Genomic DNA, 17855 nt, shown 5'->3' with positions numbered 1-17855 from the left:
TGTCGAACACCAGGGTAGGGAGCTGGGGGTATGGAAACCAACCAGTCGAGCTGGCGAGTCAATGCGTCGTGCCGCGACACCGATCCGGACGGTTTGTTCGTCCGGGGGGCGGAACAGAACCGGGCCAAGGCGGTCTGCCTCGGTTGCCCGGTCAGGACGGAGTGCCTCGCCGAAGCGCTCGATGGCCGGATCAACTTCGGCATCTGGGGAGGTATGACCGAACGGGAACGGCGGGCGCTGCTGCGGCGGCGGCCGGACGTTTCCAGCTGGGCGGACCTGCTTGAAGCGGCGAAGCGCAGTTTCACCGGGATCGACGAAGAGGAAGACGTACGCGTCCGAGTCTCGTGATCATGGTTTCGTGAACGGCCCCTTCCCTGAGTCCAAGGTAGGGAAGGGGTCCTTCACGGGAACTCAGGACTGGGTGGCCAGCCTGGTTCCGATGTCGCGCAGGCCTTCGAGATCGTGCACGTCACTGGGGAGCGCGGGCACCCGCACCAGCGGGACCTCGGGATGCGCCCGCGTGAACCTGGCGAGCAGCCGCGTCTCCCGGTCGGCCAGCGCGACCCGGTCCGCGTGCAGGCGAAGGACGGCTTCGGCCAGCGGAGCGCTGGACTCGCCCTTCGCGAGCTGCTCGGCGGCCGCGATGGCTTCGGCGCTGGACAACGGCGCCAGCACCGGATGCGTCCGGTTCGCGACCAGCCCGGCCAGCGGCATGCTCTCCTCCGAGAGCCGCTCCACGAAGTAGGACGCCTCGCGCAGCGCGTCCGGCTCCGGCGCGGCCACCACGAGGAACGACGTCCCACCGGACCGCAGCAGCTCGGAGGTTTTGCGCGCGCGTTCGCGGAACCCGCCGAACATGCTGTCGAAGGCCTGCATGAACGCCGAAGCGTCGGTCAGCAGCTGGCCGCCGATGATCGTCGAGACCGCCTTCGCGAACATCGAGAACCCGGCGTTGACGACCTTGCGCAAGCCCCAGCCGCCCGCCTTGGCCGGACCGGTGAGCAGCCGGATCATCCGGCCGTCGAGCGCGCTCGAAAGCCGCGTCGGCGCGTCGAGGAAGTCCAGTGCGGACCGGCTCGGCGGCGTGTCGACGATGATCAGATCCCATTCGTCGGTGGCCGCGAGCTGCCCGAGCTTCTCCATCGCCATGTACTCCTGCGTTCCGGAGAACGACGTGGAAATGGTCTGGTAGAAGGGGTTCTGGAGCAGCTGCTCGGCGCGTTCCGGGCCGGCGTGCACGCGCACCATGTCGTCGAAGGTGCGGCGCATGTCGAGCATCATCGCCCAGAGCTCGCCCTTGGGCTCGAACCCTTCGACCTGCACCTGCTTCGGGTGGTTGCCCAGTTCGCGCAGGCCGAGCGCCTGCGCCAGCCGCCGCGCCGGGTCGATGGTGAGCACCACCGTCTGCCGCCCGCGTTCGGCCGCGCGAAGCGCCAGCGCCGCCGCGGTGGTCGTCTTGCCGACCCCGCCGGAACCGCAGCACACGATGACCCGGCTTTCCGGATCGTCGATCAGCTTGTCGACCTCCAGGATGTCCGACATCAGCGCACCCCCTGCTCGGTCAGCGCCTCGGCGAGGTCGTAGAGCGCCGCGACGTCGACCCCGTCGGTCAGATCCGGCAGTTCGAGGCCCGGCAAGTCCGCTTCCGACAGTTGCTCGCGGGCGCGCTGTTCGGCCGCGACCCGCACGGCGTGCTCGACGGTCTCCTCGACCAGCGCGTCGAGGGTGCTGTCGGGAAGGTTCAGCCCGGCCGACGCGAGCCCGGCGCGGACGCGCGAGGCGTCGACGCGGCCGTCCGCGGCGGCGGTCACCGAACGGGCGGGCAGGCGCGGCGGGCGGACCCGGTTGACCAGGACCGCGCCGGGACGCAGGTCGGCGCCGTCGAGTTCGGCGACGGCTTCGACGGTCTCCCGCACCGGCATCTCTTCGAGCAGCGTCACCAGGTGGACCGCGGTCTCACCGGAGTGCAGCAGCCGCACGACGCCGTCGGCCTGGCCGCGGATCGGGCCGGTCTTGGCGAGATCGGTCAGTGCCTTGGTGACGTCGAGGAACTTCACGACCCGGCCGGTGGGCGGCGAGTCGACGACGACGGCGTCGTAGGTGTGGCGGCCGTCCGATTCGGTGCGGCCGACGCATTCCTTGATCTTCCCGGTGAGCAGGACGTCGCGCAGACCCGGCGCGAGCGTGGTCGCGAACTCGATCGCGCCCATCCGCCGCAGCGTCCGCCCCGCGAAGCCGAGGTTGTAGAACATCTCGAAGTATTCGAGCAGCGCGGCCTCGACGTCGATGTGCAGGGCGCGCAGTTCGCCGCCGCCGGGGACGGCCGCGATGCGCTGTTCGGCGTACGGCAGCGGCTCGGTGTCGAAGAGCTGGGCGATGCCCTGGCGGCCCTCGACCTCGATCAGCAGCACGCGGCGCCCGCCTTTGGCGAGCGCGAGGCCGAGGGAGGCGGCGAGCGTGGTCTTGCCCGTCCCGCCCTTACCGGTGACGAAATGCAGCCTGGCTCTCGCGAGTTCGTCGGTCCAGCCGGCAAGGGATGTGCTCACCGGCCCCACCCTAATTGAGCGATCAGCTCGCCAGCATCATGACGCCGAGCGCGGCCACGACCAGTCCCAGAAGAGTCCAGGTCAAAGCTCCGGGCAGCACCGTGAGCATCACCACACCGAGCAGCAGGAGGACGACGAAGGCCACGGCGCCGGTCGTCGCGACCGTCCCCGAGCTGTCCGTGCGGTCCCGTGCCTTGGCCATCAGGACCAGCACCAGCGGCAGCCCGGCCGCGGCGAGCAGGACGGTCGCGACGATGCGCCAGGTCTCCACGCGGGTGACGTTAGCGCGTGGGCTCGTGAGTGGTAAGGACGGTTAGAACCGTCCTTACCACTCACGAGACTTGACCGGTGATGTCACGTGATTGACCGGACGACACGACCGCGGCCGCGGTTCCGCCGTGTGTCGTCAGTCTGATCACGCGTGTCGTCCATCCAGACACGCGAAACCGCCGCTCGCGCACTGGCGGTAGGTACCTAAGCCGCCCTTGGCGCTAACGGCCCCAACCACTCACGAGCCGACGGGGGTCGCGGGCACGCAGGGGACCGGCTTCGCGTGCGCAGGGTCGAGCGCGTTGAGGACGTGCCCGGCCGCGTTCTTGTCGGCGGCGACGCCGGCGTGCTCGGCCAGATCCAGCACGCAGCTGTCCTGAAGCACGATGTTCTTCACGTTCGGCCCCTTGCCCATCCCGCTCGTGTACGGGACGACGGCCTCGTCGTAACGGGTCATGATGTTCGTGTAGGTCACGCCCGGCTGGAAGACGCCGTTGCCCGACCGCAGCTTCGTGAGGAATTCCGAGCCGCGCAGGAACTGGCGGCACGAGCCGCAGGCGGGATCGAGGATGCCGTTGAACCCGGGCGCTAGCCCCAATGCGACGGCGAGCGCGTACAGATGCGAGGCGCCGAACAAGGTCGTGCCGTCCCAGAGCGGGGTCAGGCTGACGTACTTGTCCACTTTGGACGCACCGCCGAGGAACTTCACGTAATAAGAAGGCATCAGCGTGCCCTCGGAATGCCCGAGGAGGTCCACCTTGGACGCGCCGGTCGCGCCGAGCACCTTGTCGACGAACGCCGAAAGCTCCTTCGCGCTCTGCTCCATCGGCAGCAGCCCGCCGGGCTGGTAGATCGGCAGCGGCTTCCCGGGGACCCCGTAGGTCAGGGAGAAGACGCAGTACCCCTGGTTCTTGAGAAGCGGGCTGAACGTCTGCCAGTTCACCGTCTGGTTGGCGCCGAGGCCGTGGGTGAGCACCACTGGATTCGGATGGGCCTCGCTCGGACGGCAGCCGAAGTCGTTCGCGCCGGGCGGCGGGCCGCCGGGATTCGCCGCTTGGGCGGGCAGCGCGGCGGCGAGGGTCCACGGGACGGGGAGTTCCTCGTCGGCGTTCGCCGGTGAAGCGCAGATCAGGGCAAGGGCCGCGGCCAGGAAGGTGGCGGCGAGGGACTTCGTCGTCCGCATGTCGGCGTCCTATCTACTCCCGAGTAGGTGTGAAGTGAACCACATCGGCGGGAATTCGGCGAACCGGTCGCGAGAGGGTTTTCCGCATGTGTGTCGGGCGCGCTTGCCGGTTTGGCTACGCTCCCGGGCATGAGCGCCACCAAGTGGGAGTACGCGACCGTCCCCCTGTTGATCCACGCCACCAAGCAGATCCTCGACCAGTGGGGCGAGGACGGCTGGGAGCTCGTCACCGTGCTCCCGAACCCGACCGGCGAGCAGCACGTCGCCTACCTCAAACGAGCGAAGAACTGAGGGATTGAAGCCATGACCTGGAGCGATCGACTCGCCGAGCTCGGGATCGAGCTGCCAGCCGTCGCCGCCCCGCTGGCGGCCTACGTGCCGGCCGTCCGCACCGGTTCGCACGTCTACACGGCCGGGCAGCTGCCCTTCGTCGCCGGTGAGCTCGAAGCGACCGGCAAGGTCGGCGCCGAGGTCAGCCCCGAAGAGGCGAAGCAGTACGCGCGGACGTCGATCCTCAACGCCCTCGCCGCGGTCGACTCGGTCGTCGGTATCGACAACGTCGTCCGGGTGGTCAAGGTCGTCGGGTTCGTGGCGTCCGCCGAGGGCTTCACCGGTCAGCCCGCGGTGATCAACGGCGCGTCCGAGCTGCTCGGCGAGATCTTCGGCGAGGCGGGGATCCACGCCCGCTCGGCCGTCGGGGTCGCCGAGCTGCCGATCGGGGCACCGGTCGAGATCGAACTGATCGTGGAGGTGAAGTGATGGACCCGGACATCGAACGGTCCTCGCACGAGCTCCTGCTCCGGCTGGCCGGACGGCTGCCGGACCAGCTCTTGTGGCGGTTCCGTGACTGGCTGGGCGAAGGCGCGATGGGCACGCTCGCGCGGACCCTGCCCAGGTCTTTGCTTAAGCACAGGATCGACCTCGATCAAACCGAGTATCGCCTGCTTGTCGCCGGGTTGATCCCGCATGGGGCCGACTGGCACCAGGTGAGTTCCACCCTGGGGGTAGACGACGTCACCGAGACCAGGTACACATTCACGCAGAGTGCGCCCGAATGGGTGAACTCCGTCGACTCTGTGTCCGTATTGATCCACGCAACGTTGCGGGGACGGCCGGATGTGGGTGAAGTGCGGCAAAGCTGGCGACACCTTGGTGTGGTCGGCGAGGGTGGGGCGAAACGAGTCCTCCTGGTCACGGCGCTGAACGGGCTGCCGAGGCTGACCGGCGAACTGCAGCGCGTCCTGCGCGTGCTGGGTGACGAGGAGCCCGGCGTCGAGGTTCTCCCGCCGAGCATCGACCTCACCGGCTATCACCGCACCGCGCTCGCCAACTCCGAGCTGGTCTGTGTGGGCGCGGTGGACACCGGAAGTCGGCTGGTCGCCGCTTAACGCTCGCTCCACCAGGCGAGCCGGGAGGGAGCAGAGCAATGGTGGAGGTCCACGACGGCCCGCCCATGGACGGGTTCTCGGTGCCCCTGCGCCTGCACAACCTGTTACTGGCCCTGGCGGGTCGTATCGACGACAGTGCTTTGACCGAAGCGCGTGAGCTGATCGCGCGTGCGCACATCGACGAAGCGGTGGAGCTCACCACCGGCACCCTGATCGCGGGGAAGATCCCGGTGAGCTCGGCCGAACAGCGTGAGCTCGCGCTCGTCCTCGAGATGAGCAGGTCCGACGCCACCCTGGCGAACGACCTGCTGGTCGTCGAGGAGGACGAGCCGGTGCTCGCCCACCGGTTCACCGGTGAGAACCAGCCCGAATTCGGCCTCGTCGAGGCGCTCGACCGCACCCTGCAGGTGCTGCCGGACGTCCGGTCGGTGCACGCGGTGTGGCGGAACACGCCGGCGGGCAGCGTGCCCGGCGCGCTGCCGCAACGGGTGGTCCTGGTCGAGATCGGCCCGGAGGGCAACCCGCCCGCGGTCGCGTTCCGCGTGGACACCGCGCTTCGCCGCGCGGGGATCCGTTCGGTCGTCGAGGTCGCGGGACCCGGCGTCGCACGGTCCGCGTACCACCAGGCCGCGTCGTCGGCCGCGAGTCCTGTCTGGGTCACCGGGAGTACCCACTCCAGTGACTTTCGGTCCGAGCCGGTGACCCCGCCGCCCGCCCCCGCCCCGGCTCCCGAGCCGGTCAAGGAGCAGCCGAGCAGGCACGGGCTGCGGCCGGTCGGCGGCAGTACTCACGAACCGGTCGAGCCGATCGCGCCGGTGGTGCCGATCGTGCAGCAGGCGCCCGCGGCGACGCCGTCGTCCTCGACGTCGTCGGAGCAGGCACCGCCGCGCAAGTCGCGGGCGGAGACCCGTGCCGAGCGCACGGCCGACCTGACGCCGGCCGAGGTGGCGCAGCTGCGCCAGGCGCTCAAGGAGGACCCCGAAAAGGGCCGCGAGATCGCCACGGGCAAGCCGAGCATGCACGAGGTCGTCGAGCTGCCCGCTCTCGACCTCGACGACCCCAGCCTGAGCGAGCGCGACCGCGCGCTCCTGCGCGAGCTGCACGCCGAGCTCGCCGAACGGGAGCGCGCCGAAGCGGCGAAGATCCGGCTGAACGGTGCTTCGCGCAGCAGCGGCTGGTCTTCTTAACGAGCCCCACGCGTTTCGTCCTCTGAATGCGGTAGTTGCACGCGCAACGATCGCAACCAGAGGACGAAACGCGATGTTAGGTTGCTGGTGTGGCTGAAGAACTGACATTCGACATCCCGGTGGGGGCCGGGGTGGGTACCCGCGCCAACGCCGACGGCGAACCGGTGACGCCCAAGGACGCGGCGACCGTGATCCTCCTCAGGGACGGCGCCGACGGCGTCGAGGTCTTCCTGCAGCACCGGGTGAAGGGCATGCCGTTCGCGGGCGGGATGACCGTCTTCCCCGGTGGCGGCGTGGATTCCCGCGATGTCGACACCTCCGTCAGCTGGGCGGGCCCCGGGCCGGCGTGGTGGGCGGAACGCTTCGGCTGCGACGAATCGCTCGCCCGCGCCCTGGTGTGCGCGGCCGTGCGGGAGACGTTCGAGGAGTCGGGCGTGCTGCTCGCGAGCGTCGGGGACGCCGTCGTCACCGATACGACGCCCTACCACGACGCCCGCGCGAAGCTGGTCTCCCGCGAACTCTCGCTCGCCGCGTTCCTCGAAGCGAACGGCCTGACGCTGCGCGCGGATCTCCTGCGCCCGTGGGCGAACTGGGTCACCCCGCCGCAGGAACCACGCCGCTACGACACCTGCTTCTTCGTCGCCGTGCTGCCCGAGGGGCAGGAGGCGGACGGCGCCACCTCCGAGGCCGTCAGTTCCGGCTGGCAGCGGCCCGAGGAGGCCATCGCCGATGCCAAGGAAGGGCGCCGCATGCTCATGCCACCGACCTGGATGACACTCGCGGAACTGGGCGAGTTCGGCTCGGCGGCCGCGGCACAGGCCGTCGAACGCGAGATCTCGAAGATCATGCCGACGCTGGTGCGTGACGGCGACAAGGTCCGCGTCGTCCTGGATCCGGCGTGAGCGCCCCCGCGTACGGCGTGCTGCGCCGGATCACGCCGACCGCTTCCGTGCTGCTCGAGCACAATCCGTCGTCGATGACGTTGGAGGGCACCAATTCCTGGGTCCTGCGCGGACCGGGCGCGGCCGGCTCCGTGATCGTCGACCCCGGGCACGAGGACGTCGAGCATCTGACGCTGCTGGCGGAGACCGGCGCCGTCGAACTGATCGTCCTGACCCACCACCACCCCGACCACGCCGAGGGCGCGCCCTGGTTCGCCGAGCGCGCCGGCGCCCCGGTGCGGGCCTTCGACGAGTCGCTCTGCGTCGGCGGGAAGTCCCTTGTGGACGGTGAGGTGATCGAGGCTGGCGGCGTCCGGCTGTCGGTGCTGCACACGCCCGGCCACACCGGCGACTCGATCTGCCTGGTGTCCGACGGGCAGATCCTGACCGGAGACACCATCCTCGGCCGCGGCACCACCGTGCTGCACGACCTCGGTGACTACCTGCGCTCGCTGCGGAAACTCATCGGCCTGCCCGGCGGCACCATCGGCCTGCCGGGGCACGGCCCCGAGCTGCCCGACCTGGCCGCGACCGCGCGCGAATACCTGGCGCACCGGGAAGAACGGCTCGACCAGGTGCGTTCGGCACTGGAGAAACTCGGCGCGGACGCCACCCCGCGCCAGGTGGTCGAGGTCGTCTACGCCGACGTCGACAAGGCTTTGTGGGCGCCCGCCGAATGGAGCGTGCAGGCACAATTGGACTATCTGAGGTCGGAGGACGGCGAATGAGTGACGTCGAGGTCGAGTTCTACTGGCGCCCCGGGTGCGGGTTCTGCGCCGCGCTGGAACGGCCGCTGTCGAAGAGCGGCTTCAAGGTGAAGCGGGTCAACATCTGGGAGGACCCGGACGCCGCCGCGCGGGTGCGTTCCGTGGCGAACGGGAACGAGGTCGTGCCGACGGTCTTCGTGGGATCCAAGGCGATGGTGAACCCTTCGTTCGGTGAGATCGAGGCCGCCGTGAAGGCCGCTTCCGCCTGAGTCGCCAGTGCGTTCGGACCGGGTGACGCGTCGTATCGGGGCGCCGAGACCGGTGGTTGCGAAAGCCACTTTCGGGACATCAGACGTCGCGAAAGTGGCTTTCGCGACACTCTGATGAAGGGTGCTGTCCTCTTTCCGGCGCGCCTCGTCGCTACCACGTTGCGAAAGCCACTTTCGCAACCTTCAACGTTGCGAAAGTGGCTTTCGCGACACTCCCCGAGCCGAGGCGTGGAGCCGGCGTCAGCGCGCCAGCATCGGCATCACGTAGTACGTCAGCTCCACATCGCCCGGCTCCACCGCCCGGATGACGCAGGCCCGCATCCCGGGCTGGATATCGAGCCGCACCCGTTCCCCGGCGAAACCCTGCAGCGCGTCCAGCAGGTAGCGCGCCTGGAACGAAGGTGACGTCCGGCCGCCCGAGACTTCGGCCTTCAAGGTCTCCTCGGCCTCCCCGGTGTCCTGTTTCGAGCCGGCCAGCCGAAGGTGCGAATCGCCGACCTCCAGCGTCAGCACCCGGCGATCGTCCGCGTAGACGCCCACCCGGCGCACGGCGGCGGCCAGCGCGTCGGCGGCGACCTCGACCGCCGTGTCCACAGTGGACGACTCGATCAGCTTCTCCGACAGGAATCCCGCGTCGAGTACGGCGGTGGTGACGGTGACGCCTGCCCAGCTGAGCCCGAAGCGGGTCTGGTCGCCGTGCAGGCCGACGGTGCCGCGCGCCTGCTTCGCCGTCTCCGCGAGCAGGCCCGCCGGAACGAGCGCGTCGATCGGCTCGCCTTCGGACCGCAGGGGCAGGGTGGCCACGGCCATCCGGTACCGGTCCGACGCGGTCAGCCGCAGCTCGCGGCTGAAGCTCTGCACGCGGACGCCGGTGAACATCGGCAGCGCGTCGTCCTTCGCCGCCGTGCCCGCGACCGTGCGCAACGCGGCCGACAGTGCGTGACCGTCCACTTCGGACACCTTCGGCGGCATGTCCGGCAGGTTCAGCTCGCGGCTCAGCAGGGGAAGCGCGTACCGCCCACCCTCCACTCGCACGGCCAGCCGCGAACCCTCGACGACCAGGCGCACCAGGTCGTCATCGAGCATGCGCAGCGTTTCCGCGAGCGGCCCGGCGGGGACGAGGACCTCGCCGTCGGTGTGGACCATGGCGTCACTGGTCAGGAGGACCGCCCGCTCGCTGTCGCTGCCGCCGACGGTCAGCCCGTCCTTCCCGGCGCGCAGGAGCAGGGCGGAGCGGGCCGACAACAGCCGGGCGGCGGCGGAGACGGCGGACGAGAGGGAGCGGGTGGCGGCGGTCAGGTCCATGCCCGCAAGTTAGCGGGCGGCACCGACAAGTTCGGGCGCTTCGGTGACGGCTCCGGCCGGCTGAGGGCGGAAAGTGCCGCGCAGCAGCCAAACCACCGCGGCGAGCGCGAACCCGACACCGCCGGCGGCGAGGAACGCCGCTTCGTGTCCGGCGTGCTCGACGAGATAGCCGCTGATCGACTGCCCGAACGCGAGACCGAGGGTCACCGCGGTGAGCACCCAGCCGAACGCCTCGGCCGCCGTGCCCTTCGGCGCGGCGATCTCGATGGCCGCCGAGTGCGTCGTCGACTGGGGCGTGATGAGCGCGCCCGCGGCGAGCATGGCGAGCGCGAGACCCCAGAGCGAGCCGGGCAGCGCGAGCAGCGCCACCAGCGCGCCGAATCCGGCCAGCAGCACCGGCAACCGCAGGCCCATCTGACGCGGCCACGGGCGCAGGCTGTACGCGACCCCGAACGCGACCGAGCTGACCGACCAGGCCGAGAGCAGCAGGCCGCCGATGGAGGTGTTCCCCGCCTCGGTGGCGGCCGCCGGGACGGCGACCTCGACGAACCCGATCACGGCGCCGAAGCCCAGCGCGGCGACCGCGAGCGTGCGCATCCCGGGGCTGGCCAGCGCGCCGAGCAGTTTGCCGCCCGTCGAAGGCGACGGCCCCCAGGCGCGCACGGTCGGGCTCAGTGCGAACAGCACGGCGCCCGCGATCATGGTCAGCGAGCCGGTCACGATGCCGGTGCCCGCCCACGGCGCGGCGATCAGCAGGCCCGCGAACCCGGGACCGAGGATGAAGAAGACCTCCATGCTGATCGCCTCGTAGGAGAACGCGGCGTTCCGCGTCGGCCCGGCGGGCAGCAGCCGTGTCCACAGCGCGCGCGAGGCCGAACCGACCATCGGTTCCGTGATCCCGGTGCCGAAGGCCAGCGGGACGAGCACGAGGGTCGGCGCGTGCGCCTCGATCGCGAACACCAGCCCGGTCATCGCCAATGCGAAAAGCACCGTGGTGGTCAGCAGCGGCCTTGTCGGCCCGAAGCGGTCGATGAGCCGTCCCTGGACGACCGCGCCCACGGAGACGCCCACCAGCGACCCGGCCGACACCAGTCCGGCCGCGGCGAAGGAGCCCGTCTCGCGCTGGACGTAGAGCAGCGCGGAGATGCCGATCATCGCGATCGGCAGGCGGGCGAGCAGGGACGCGATCACCGCCCCGCGGGATCCGGGCGCGGTCAGCGCGGCCCGGTAGTCGGCGAGGGAGGTGCGGTGGCTCTCGGTGGAAGCGGACACAGACTGGGACACGCGTACCAGTATGAACACTTTGGTACGCGAGTACCAGTTCCGCGGCGGTAAGTTTGGTCACCACCGGATCCGGGTACTACGGGGCTTGAAGTGCCCAGGTTCATCACGATCAGGTAACAGTCAGGCGATTCTGGGTCATTCGGGGCAACAAATCGACGCGTTTGGCGTCCTTGAGAGTGAAAGAGCTTGAGTTCACGGCCGATGGCCGTGGATGGTTGTACGACAATCACACAGTCTCCAGCTCCCTCCGGCGTACGGGTCGGGGCCTTGTTTCCGGAGGGCGGGGAGCGCGGATCGTCGGGGGATGGTCCGCGCACAGCGAAGAGCCGGTGCGCCACGTCGGGGGTGGCGCCCGGCTCTTCGTTGTGTTCAGCGCAAGTACGTGAAGGCCCCCTCCATTGCGCTAGACGCAATGAGGGGGCCTTCACGTACTTGAAATCAACGGGCGCGGCGGGCCAGGCGCTCCGGGTCCAGGATCAGGACGCTCTTGCCTTCGAGCCGCAGCCAGCCGCGGTGCGCGAAGTCGGCGAGAGCCTTGTTGACGGTCTCGCGCGAAGCGCCGACGTACTGGGCGATCTCTTCCTGCGTCAGGTCGTGCGTGACCCGCAGCAGGCCGGCCTCCTGGCTGCCGAAGCGCTGCGCCAGCTGCAGCAGCGCACGCGCCACGCGGCCGGGGACGTCGGTGAAGATCAGCTCGGCGACCATGTTGTTCGTCCGGCGCAGCCTACGGGCGACCACCCGCAGTAACTGCTCGGCGATCTCCGGGCGGGTGGAGATCCACTGCCGCAGCGCCGGGCGGTCCATCGTCACCGCGCGGACCTCGGTCACGGTCGTCGCGCTGGACGTCCGCGGGCCGGGGTCGAAAATGGACAGCTCGCCGAACATGTCGGACGGGCCGAAGATGCCCAGCAGGTTCTCGCGGCCGTCGGGTGACTTGCGGCCGATCTTCACCTTGCCGGACTGGATGATGTAAAGCTTGTCGCCGGGTTCACCCTCGTTGAAGATGACATGCCCGCGAGGGAACTCCACGGATTCCAAGGTCTGTGCCAGCGCCTCGGCGGCTGCCGGCTCAACACCCTGGAAAATGCCCGCTCGGGCCAGGGTTTCGTCCACCTCGGGTGCCTCCTCATCGAGATACGACGTCGATCCTCGTTCTGCCGAGGACCGTGTCGTCGATCACTTTTCGCGTCAGTCTAGGTCGTGCGCGCGAGATCGCTCGTCGGCACGCCGAACGCGCGGGCGGCCTGGAACGATCTCGCTCGAACGTGGAGCCTAACTCCGCACGCGTCGCGCGCGAAGCCTGGCCGCCTTCCCGCCGAGCCTGCGCAGCCGGAAAAGCTCGAGCGCGCGCCCGATGCCGTGCCCGTAAAGGGCCCTGACCTCGTTGGGCTGAGCCTGCTCGAGGAACTCCTCGACCTCGTTCTCCTGCACCGCGACGTGCTTGAGCCTGGTCTCCACGCGTTCCATGAACAGCGCGAAGAACATGATCACCAGTGGCACGAGGATGACGAACCAGACGGTCATGAGCCCTGCCCAGGGAATTCCGAAAAGTTGTGCATTACTCCAGATCCTCGCTCATGGCGTCCTCGATCGAAGCGCCGAGGTGGTGCTCTGGCGTGTCGGCCGTCGACCGGCGGGTGCTCCCACTGGCTCGTCCGATGGCGCCCGTAGGCTATCGGGGTGCCTCCTGCCCCTGCCAATGCCCCCCGTGCGGGGGGCAAGGGTGAAAGCCGGCTCGCATTGGTGAGACGCGCCAGGCGGATGAAGCGTTGCCTCGACGACGAGTTCCCGGACGCGCACTGTGAGCTTGACTTCACCACTCCACTCGAATTGCTGGTCGCGGTCGTGCTGTCCGCGCAGACCACCGACGTCCGCGTGAATCAGGTCACGCCCGCGCTCTTCGCCCGCTATCGGACGGCCGCCGATTACGCCGGCGCCGACCGCGCCGAACTCGAGGAGTACCTCCGGCCGACGGGGTTCTTCCGTGCCAAGGCGAACTCGGTGATGGGCCTGGGCGCCGCACTGGTGGAGCGCTACGACGGCGAAGTGCCCGGCAAGCTGAAGGACCTCGTCACGCTGCCGGGTGTCGGCCGCAAGACGGCCAACGTCGTGCTCGGCGACGCCTTCGGGGTGCCCGGGATCACCGTCGACACGCATTTCGGCCGCCTGGTCCGCCGCTGGGGCTGGACCGGGGAGGAGGACCCGGTCAAGGTCGAGCACGCCGTCGGCGAGCTGATCCCGCGCAAGGAGTGGACGCTCCTCTCGCACCGGACGATCTTCCACGGCCGTCGCGTGTGCCACGCCCGCAAACCCGCCTGTGGCGCCTGCCCGCTCGCGAAGATGTGCCCCTCGTACGGAATCGGCCCGACGGGGTTCGAAGAGGCCGCGAAGCTGGTCAAGGGCGAAGAACGCGAGCACATCCTGGAACTGGCGGCCCGCCGGTGACCAGGGTCACCAAACTGGCCCTCGGCGCCGCCGTGCTGGTGGTGGCCCTGATCGTCGCGCTGCTCACGACGCGTGACGGCCAGGCGCCCGCCAAGACGTCGGGGGATCTCACGGCCGCGCGGGCGAAGGCCGCGCTCGCGCCCTGCCCGCCGCCTGGGCCGGGTGAGGTGGCGAAGCTGGCCGGTGTCGACGTCGAGTGCCTTGGCGACGGCTCCCGGGTCGACCTCGCCAAGGTGGTCTCGGGCGGTCCTGTGCTGGTCAACCTGTGGGCGTCGTGGTGCGAGCCGTGCCGCGCCGAACTGCCGCTGCTCCAGGAGTACGCGGCGTCGCCCGGTGCCGCGCGCGTGCTCCTCGTCCAGGTCGCGAGCTCCGGGGCCGACGGGCTGGCGCTGCTCACCGAACTGGGTGTCCGGCTGCCGTCCGTGTTCGACGGTGACGGTCAGTCGGGGCCGGTGCGGACGGCACTAAAGGTCCCTTCCTCCCTTCCGGCGACGTACCTGGTCACGGCGGGTGGCGACGTCCGGCTCATCGAGAACCCACGCGTCTTCCTGAACACTGACCAGGTGCGCGCCGCTGTGGAAGGGACACCATGACCGGCCCCCTCGTGGATCCCGACGCCGTACCCGCCTGGTTGCAGCCGCTGGTCAAGATCAGCGGCGAGATCGGCGCGGACGCGTTCAGCCGGTTCAGCGTGCCGAGGGACGCGACCTACCGGTCGGCGTCCGTTCTGATGCTCTTCGGTGAGGGCCCGCAGGGGCCCGACGTCCTGCTCCAGCGCCGTGCCGACACGCTCGGCTCGCACGCGGGCCAGGTCAGCTTCCCCGGCGGGGGCGCCGAGCCGGACGACGGCGGACCGGTCGGCACCGCGTTGCGCGAGGCGGAGGAGGAGACCGGCGTCGAACCCGAGGGCGTGCTGCCGGTGGCGGTCTTCCCGGAGCTGTTCGTGCCCGTGTCGAGCTTCGCCGTGACGCCGGTGCTCGCCTACTGGCGCACGCCGTCGCCGGTGCACGCGGTCGATCCCGGCGAGACGGCGGCGGTGGCGAGGGTGCCGATCGCCGAGCTCACCGACCCGGCCAACCGGTTCCAGGTCAAACGCGCGGGCTACGACTGGAAGGGGCCCGCGTTCGACGTGGGCGGGATGTTCGTCTGGGGGTTCACGGGCGGCCTGCTGGCGATGACGTTGTCGCTCGGCGGCTGGGAACGGGACTGGGACCACGGCGACGTCCGGGAGCTTGACGTAGCGTTGGCCGAACATCAGGCGCGGGTCGACGGGCGGCAAGTGCCGGAGAAGGAGTAGGCGCCGGTGAACTGGGTCGACGTACTGGTGATCCTCCTCGCGCTGCTGGCGGGCGTGTCCGGCGCGTTCCAGGGGGTGATCATCGCCCTCCCCTCGCTGGTCGGGGTGGTGCTCGGCGCGCTCGCCGGGATCAAGATCGCGCCGCTGGTCGTCGAACTCTTCCAGCATCCGGCGGCGAAGGTCGCCTTCGCGGTGGCCACCGTGGTGTTCCTGGTCGCGCTCGGCGAGACCCTCGGTGTCTGGGCTGGCCGGAAGCTGCGGCAGAAGATCAACCCGGACAAGCTTTCCGGCGTCGACAAGACACTCGGCGCGGTGGTGCAGGCCGCCGTGGTCTTCGTGGTCGCGTGGCTGATCGCGACGCCGCTGACGGCCGTCTCGGGTGTGCCCGGGCTGGCCAAGTCGATCAACAGCTCGGTCGTGCTCGGCGAAGTGAACGACGTCATGCCCGAGGCGGCGCAGGGCTTTCCGAGCGAACTGCGCAAACTGCTGGACGCGTCCGGCTTCCCGTCCATTGTGGACCCGTTCCAGAAGCCGGACGTCGAGGAGGCCAGCCCGCCGAACACCGCGCTGCAGGCGAGCGCGATCGTCAAACAGGTGCATCGCAGTGTCGTGAAGATCCGCGGCAACGCGACTTCGTGCTCGCGGGCGCTGGAGGGCAGCGGATTCGTCGTCGCGCCGCAGCGGGTGATGACGAACGCGCACGTCGTCGCGGGGACCGACGAGGTCGCCATCGAGTCGACCTCGGGCAGGTTCCCGGCCAGGGTCGTCTACTTCGATCCCGAGGCGGATGTGGCCGTCCTCGCGGTGCCGCGGTTGCAGGCGCCTGTGCTCCCGTTGACGCCGCGGGTCGCGCGAGCCGGCGACGACGCGATCGTGCTCGGCTACCCGCTCGACGGCCCGTACACCGCGACGCCCGCCAGGGTGCGCGGCCGGATCAACCTGCGCGGACCGGACATCTACGAGGCGAACACCGTGCAGCGGGACGTTTTCACCGTGCGCGGGCAGGTGCGCAGCGGTAACTCGGGCGGTCCGATGATCAACCCCGACGGCGAAGTCATCGGAGTCGTCTTCGGCGCGGCCGTCGAAGATCCGGAGACCGGCTTCACACTGACTTCGGAGCAGGTGCGGCCGGTGGTCGACACGGCTCCGGCGCTGAGCGCGAACACGTCGACCGGGCCTTGCGCTAACTAGCGGCTTCGCGCCAGGAGGCCACGACCTCGTCCACGTCCAGCGGCCGTGCCCGCAGCACCGGACCGCCTGCCGGACGCCGGTGCTCGGCGCGGATCCGTTCGTTCAGGTCCTCGACGATCTCCCGCACCCGTGCCTCCCGGCGCACCTTCGCCAAGGTGTCCGGCAGGTCGTCCAGTTCCTTCGCGATCGCCAGCGACGGCGGCAGCAGCGCCGAAACGTCGTGCCCTTCGGTACGGACCTTGTTCACCACCCAGGACAGCGCGGTGCCCTTGCCGCCCGTCTTCGGGAGCGGTTTCCCCGCGCCGGGGAGGTCTTCGAACTCGCCCTTCGCCTCGGCGGCGCTGATCTGCCGGTCCACCCAGGACTCGAACGACACGCCCGTCGGTTTGCGCTCGGTCATGCTTCCAAGATACGGAAGAAGTCCAGCAGCGCGCCCGACGTGCGCTCCGGGGCCTCCAGATGCGGGAAGTGCCCGATACCGGGCCAGCGCTCGAGCCGGGCGTCCGGGGCCCAGCGACGTGACGCCGCCGCCGTCTCGGGCAGGACACACCGGTCTTCCTCGCCGTGCAGTTGCAGCACGCGCGGAGCGAAGCGGCCCTGCAGCGCTTCGCTGAACCGGCGGCCTTCGCCGCGGAACTGCGCGCGGAACGCCCATCGGTAGTACTCGAGCGCGCTGTGCGGCACTCCCTGGACGAGCATCGCCTGCCGGAACGCGCGCACGGTCTCGGTGAAGTCCGGAGTATCCGTCCACAGTGGACCTGACCAGGCGCGGAAGAGCTCTTCGACGGCGAGCGCGTCGTCCTTGACCAGCCATTTTTCCGGCGCCATCGGCAGCTGGAAGCGGAACAGGTGTCCCGAAGCCCGCAGCTGTCCCGGCCGCCGGACGGCCCGGCGCAACGCCAGCGGATGCGCGCCGCCCAGCACGCTGACCGACGACACCAGCCGCGGGTGCAGCGCGCCGACCGTCCACGCGAGCATGCCGCCCCAGGCATGTCCGACGAGATGGGCCTTGCGCGCGCCGAGCGACTTGATCAGCCCGCCGACGTCGCCGGCGAGAGTCCAGGCGTCGTAGCCGCGCGGGGGCTTGTCCGAGTCGCCGTACCCGCGCAGATCGACCGCGACCGCGCGGAAACCGGCGTCGGCGAGCGCCGTCAGCTGGTGGTGCCAGGTCCACCAGAACTCGGCGAACCCGTGCAGCAGCAGGACCATCGGCCCGTCACCGAGCTCGGCGACGTGCAGCCGGATGCCGTTCGCCGAGACGTCACGATGGGTCCACGGACCGTCGATCCGGACGATCGACGGATCCGGTGTCGCCTGCACCGACTCGAAGACTTCTCAGTCGCGGTCCGCGGGCGCGTCGTCATGACGCGGCTTGAACGCGGCGGCGGTGTCCTTGAAGCTGTTGATCGTGCGCTCCGGCGCCTTGATCTTCTTCACCTTGCGGTAGCCGAGGAAGCCCGCGAGCGCCGTCGTGGCGAGCATCAGCCCGAACACGATCGCGAACGCCGCCCAGCGCATCAGCCACTCCGACAGCAGCTCGCCGAGGAAGAAAAAGAAGAAGAACGAGCTGTACAGCCCGACGACCAGCGCGACCAGGAAGAAGATGGCGCCTTTCAGGCCCTTCTTCGCCTCCGCGACGACCTCGGATTTGGCCAGCTCGACCTCGGCGCGGATCAGCGTCGAGACGTGTTGTGTGGCATCGCCGACGAGTTTCCCGAGGGACTGCTCGCTCGCTACCACGTCGTCATCGCTCGACAGGGGGAGGTAGGGCACGGCCCCCACGCCGTCGGGGCCGGTACGTTCGTGCTTGGGGCTGCTCACACCGGCCATCGTGCCACGTGC

At 69.9% G+C, this 17855-nt stretch carries 23 protein-coding genes; 12 read left to right on the top strand and 11 right to left on the bottom strand.

The features are described from left to right. Positions 1-30: 30 nt before the first annotated feature. Complete coding sequence (locus ACZ3HL_RS38760) at positions 31-348, top strand: WhiB family transcriptional regulator (protein ID WP_005166974.1); 318 nt, start codon at positions 31-33, stop codon at positions 346-348. A 63-nt stretch (positions 349-411) separates the two neighbouring features. Here ACZ3HL_RS38760 and bagB read toward each other — a convergent pair whose 3' ends face one another. The 4 genes from bagB to ACZ3HL_RS38740 form a co-directional block, all read right to left on the bottom strand. After that, a complete protein-coding gene (bagB, locus tag ACZ3HL_RS38755) occupies positions 412-1542 on the bottom strand; it encodes an ATPase BagB (RefSeq protein ID WP_465410409.1) in 1131 nt (376 codons plus the stop codon). Then, on the bottom strand, positions 1542-2546 hold the full coding sequence (bagA, locus tag ACZ3HL_RS38750; RefSeq protein WP_125679752.1) for an ATPase BagA: 1005 nt from the start codon (positions 2544-2546) through the stop codon (positions 1542-1544). The genes bagB and bagA overlap by 1 nt, the downstream gene beginning before the upstream one ends. Before the next feature lie 22 nt (positions 2547-2568). Continuing rightward, the gene (locus ACZ3HL_RS38745; RefSeq protein ID WP_465536560.1) at positions 2569-2817 is read right to left on the bottom strand and encodes a hypothetical protein; all 249 of its coding nucleotides are present in this window, start codon (positions 2815-2817) and stop codon (positions 2569-2571) included. A 237-nt stretch (positions 2818-3054) separates the two neighbouring features. Next, entirely contained in the window at positions 3055-3999 is a 945-nt protein-coding gene (locus ACZ3HL_RS38740; RefSeq protein WP_465410411.1) for an esterase/lipase family protein, read from the bottom strand. A gap of 129 nt (positions 4000-4128) precedes the next feature. Here ACZ3HL_RS38740 and ACZ3HL_RS38735 point away from each other — a divergent pair, with 129 nt between their 5' ends. The 7 genes from ACZ3HL_RS38735 to ACZ3HL_RS38705 all read left to right on the top strand — a co-directional run bounded on the left by ACZ3HL_RS38735 (position 4129) and on the right by ACZ3HL_RS38705 (position 8491). Then, positions 4129-4290: a DUF4177 domain-containing protein gene (locus ACZ3HL_RS38735; RefSeq protein ID WP_005166970.1), complete on the top strand. Its 162-nt coding sequence runs from the start codon at positions 4129-4131 to the stop codon at positions 4288-4290. Between the two features lie 12 nt (positions 4291-4302). Further along, the gene (locus tag ACZ3HL_RS38730) at positions 4303-4758 is read left to right on the top strand and encodes a RidA family protein (protein ID WP_465410412.1); all 456 of its coding nucleotides are present in this window, start codon (positions 4303-4305) and stop codon (positions 4756-4758) included. Beyond that, positions 4758-5387 (top strand): hypothetical protein, encoded by a 630-nt coding sequence (locus ACZ3HL_RS38725; RefSeq protein WP_125679756.1) that lies wholly within the window; start codon positions 4758-4760, stop codon positions 5385-5387. The genes ACZ3HL_RS38730 and ACZ3HL_RS38725 overlap by 1 nt, the downstream gene beginning before the upstream one ends. A 38-nt stretch (positions 5388-5425) precedes the next feature. Next, positions 5426-6574, top strand: a complete 1149-nt coding sequence (locus ACZ3HL_RS38720) for a hypothetical protein (protein ID WP_465536559.1) — start codon at positions 5426-5428, stop codon at positions 6572-6574. Between the two features lie 89 nt (positions 6575-6663). Then, the gene (locus tag ACZ3HL_RS38715; RefSeq protein WP_465410414.1) at positions 6664-7476 is read left to right on the top strand and encodes an NUDIX hydrolase; all 813 of its coding nucleotides are present in this window, start codon (positions 6664-6666) and stop codon (positions 7474-7476) included. Beyond that, complete coding sequence (locus ACZ3HL_RS38710) at positions 7473-8243, top strand: MBL fold metallo-hydrolase (RefSeq protein ID WP_465536557.1); 771 nt, start codon at positions 7473-7475, stop codon at positions 8241-8243. Before ACZ3HL_RS38715 ends, ACZ3HL_RS38710 begins: the two co-directional genes overlap by 4 nt. Next, complete coding sequence (locus ACZ3HL_RS38705) at positions 8240-8491, top strand: glutaredoxin family protein (RefSeq protein ID WP_034314716.1); 252 nt, start codon at positions 8240-8242, stop codon at positions 8489-8491. Before ACZ3HL_RS38710 ends, ACZ3HL_RS38705 begins: the two co-directional genes overlap by 4 nt. A 240-nt stretch (positions 8492-8731) precedes the next feature. Here ACZ3HL_RS38705 and dnaN read toward each other — a convergent pair whose 3' ends face one another. The 4 genes from dnaN to ACZ3HL_RS38685 all read right to left on the bottom strand — a co-directional run bounded on the left by dnaN (position 8732) and on the right by ACZ3HL_RS38685 (position 12604). Beyond that, on the bottom strand, positions 8732-9796 hold the full coding sequence (gene dnaN, locus ACZ3HL_RS38700; RefSeq protein ID WP_465536554.1) for a DNA polymerase III subunit beta: 1065 nt from the start codon (positions 9794-9796) through the stop codon (positions 8732-8734). A gap of 9 nt (positions 9797-9805) precedes the next feature. Continuing rightward, positions 9806-11068, bottom strand: coding sequence for an MFS transporter (locus tag ACZ3HL_RS38695; protein WP_465536642.1), 1263 nt, complete (start codon positions 11066-11068; stop codon positions 9806-9808). Between the two features lie 450 nt (positions 11069-11518). Next, a complete protein-coding gene (locus ACZ3HL_RS38690) occupies positions 11519-12193 on the bottom strand; it encodes a Crp/Fnr family transcriptional regulator (RefSeq protein WP_003081747.1) in 675 nt (224 codons plus the stop codon). A 159-nt stretch (positions 12194-12352) separates the two neighbouring features. Continuing rightward, positions 12353-12604 (bottom strand): hypothetical protein, encoded by a 252-nt coding sequence (locus ACZ3HL_RS38685; RefSeq protein ID WP_005166943.1) that lies wholly within the window; start codon positions 12602-12604, stop codon positions 12353-12355. Positions 12605-12841: 237 nt separating this feature from the next. Here ACZ3HL_RS38685 and nth point away from each other — a divergent pair, with 237 nt between their 5' ends. Genes nth through ACZ3HL_RS38665 form a run of 4 tightly spaced genes read left to right on the top strand, consistent with a single transcriptional unit; the run spans position 12842 to position 16013 of the window. Then, positions 12842-13525, top strand: coding sequence for an endonuclease III (gene nth / locus ACZ3HL_RS38680; protein ID WP_465536639.1), 684 nt, complete (start codon positions 12842-12844; stop codon positions 13523-13525). Beyond that, on the top strand, positions 13522-14118 hold the full coding sequence (locus tag ACZ3HL_RS38675) for a TlpA family protein disulfide reductase (RefSeq protein ID WP_465410418.1): 597 nt from the start codon (positions 13522-13524) through the stop codon (positions 14116-14118). The genes nth and ACZ3HL_RS38675 overlap by 4 nt, the downstream gene beginning before the upstream one ends. Continuing rightward, on the top strand, positions 14115-14822 hold the full coding sequence (locus tag ACZ3HL_RS38670; RefSeq protein WP_465410419.1) for an NUDIX hydrolase: 708 nt from the start codon (positions 14115-14117) through the stop codon (positions 14820-14822). The genes ACZ3HL_RS38675 and ACZ3HL_RS38670 overlap by 4 nt, the downstream gene beginning before the upstream one ends. Positions 14823-14828: 6 nt before the next feature. Then, positions 14829-16013, top strand: coding sequence for a MarP family serine protease (locus ACZ3HL_RS38665; protein WP_465536552.1), 1185 nt, complete (start codon positions 14829-14831; stop codon positions 16011-16013). Here the strand turns inward: ACZ3HL_RS38665 and ACZ3HL_RS38660 are convergent. The 3 genes from ACZ3HL_RS38660 to ACZ3HL_RS38650 are packed head-to-tail and all read right to left on the bottom strand — an operon-like array spanning position 16006 to position 17843. Continuing rightward, on the bottom strand, positions 16006-16413 hold the full coding sequence (locus ACZ3HL_RS38660; protein WP_465536550.1) for a DnaJ family domain-containing protein: 408 nt from the start codon (positions 16411-16413) through the stop codon (positions 16006-16008). The two genes, ACZ3HL_RS38665 and ACZ3HL_RS38660, sit on opposite strands and share 8 nt — an antisense overlap. Continuing rightward, positions 16410-17333 (bottom strand): alpha/beta fold hydrolase, encoded by a 924-nt coding sequence (locus tag ACZ3HL_RS38655; protein WP_465536547.1) that lies wholly within the window; start codon positions 17331-17333, stop codon positions 16410-16412. Before ACZ3HL_RS38655 ends, ACZ3HL_RS38660 begins: the two co-directional genes overlap by 4 nt. A gap of 15 nt (positions 17334-17348) precedes the next feature. Then, complete coding sequence (locus ACZ3HL_RS38650; protein ID WP_465411191.1) at positions 17349-17843, bottom strand: phage holin family protein; 495 nt, start codon at positions 17841-17843, stop codon at positions 17349-17351. Positions 17844-17855 lie beyond the last annotated feature (12 nt).

This window comes from Amycolatopsis sp. NPDC000009 (genome assembly GCF_055563465.1).
Note: the sequence above shows the minus strand (reverse complement) of the source record. Positions and strands in the feature narration are given on the sequence as shown.

Excerpts from the sequence above, each read along its gene's own strand:
- ACZ3HL_RS38760 (WP_005166974.1), top strand. The coding sequence starts at position 31 with ATGGAAACCAACCAGTCGAGCTGGCGAGTCAATGCGTCGTGCCGCGAC.
- bagB (WP_465410409.1), bottom strand. The coding sequence starts at position 1,542 with ATGTCGGACATCCTGGAGGTCGACAAGCTGATCGACGATCCGGAAAGC.
- ACZ3HL_RS38740 (WP_465410411.1), bottom strand. The coding sequence starts at position 3,999 with ATGCGGACGACGAAGTCCCTCGCCGCCACCTTCCTGGCCGCGGCCCTT.
- ACZ3HL_RS38735 (WP_005166970.1), top strand. The coding sequence starts at position 4,129 with ATGAGCGCCACCAAGTGGGAGTACGCGACCGTCCCCCTGTTGATCCAC.
- ACZ3HL_RS38730 (WP_465410412.1), top strand. The coding sequence starts at position 4,303 with ATGACCTGGAGCGATCGACTCGCCGAGCTCGGGATCGAGCTGCCAGCC.
- ACZ3HL_RS38725 (WP_125679756.1), top strand. The coding sequence starts at position 4,758 with ATGGACCCGGACATCGAACGGTCCTCGCACGAGCTCCTGCTCCGGCTG.
- ACZ3HL_RS38720 (WP_465536559.1), top strand. The coding sequence starts at position 5,426 with ATGGTGGAGGTCCACGACGGCCCGCCCATGGACGGGTTCTCGGTGCCC.
- ACZ3HL_RS38705 (WP_034314716.1), top strand. The coding sequence starts at position 8,240 with ATGAGTGACGTCGAGGTCGAGTTCTACTGGCGCCCCGGGTGCGGGTTC.
- dnaN (WP_465536554.1), bottom strand. The coding sequence starts at position 9,796 with ATGGACCTGACCGCCGCCACCCGCTCCCTCTCGTCCGCCGTCTCCGCC.
- ACZ3HL_RS38685 (WP_005166943.1), bottom strand. The coding sequence starts at position 12,604 with ATGACCGTCTGGTTCGTCATCCTCGTGCCACTGGTGATCATGTTCTTC.
- nth (WP_465536639.1), top strand. The coding sequence starts at position 12,842 with ATGAAGCGTTGCCTCGACGACGAGTTCCCGGACGCGCACTGTGAGCTT.
- ACZ3HL_RS38670 (WP_465410419.1), top strand. The coding sequence starts at position 14,115 with ATGACCGGCCCCCTCGTGGATCCCGACGCCGTACCCGCCTGGTTGCAG.
- ACZ3HL_RS38660 (WP_465536550.1), bottom strand. The coding sequence starts at position 16,413 with ATGACCGAGCGCAAACCGACGGGCGTGTCGTTCGAGTCCTGGGTGGAC.
- ACZ3HL_RS38650 (WP_465411191.1), bottom strand. The coding sequence starts at position 17,843 with ATGGCCGGTGTGAGCAGCCCCAAGCACGAACGTACCGGCCCCGACGGC.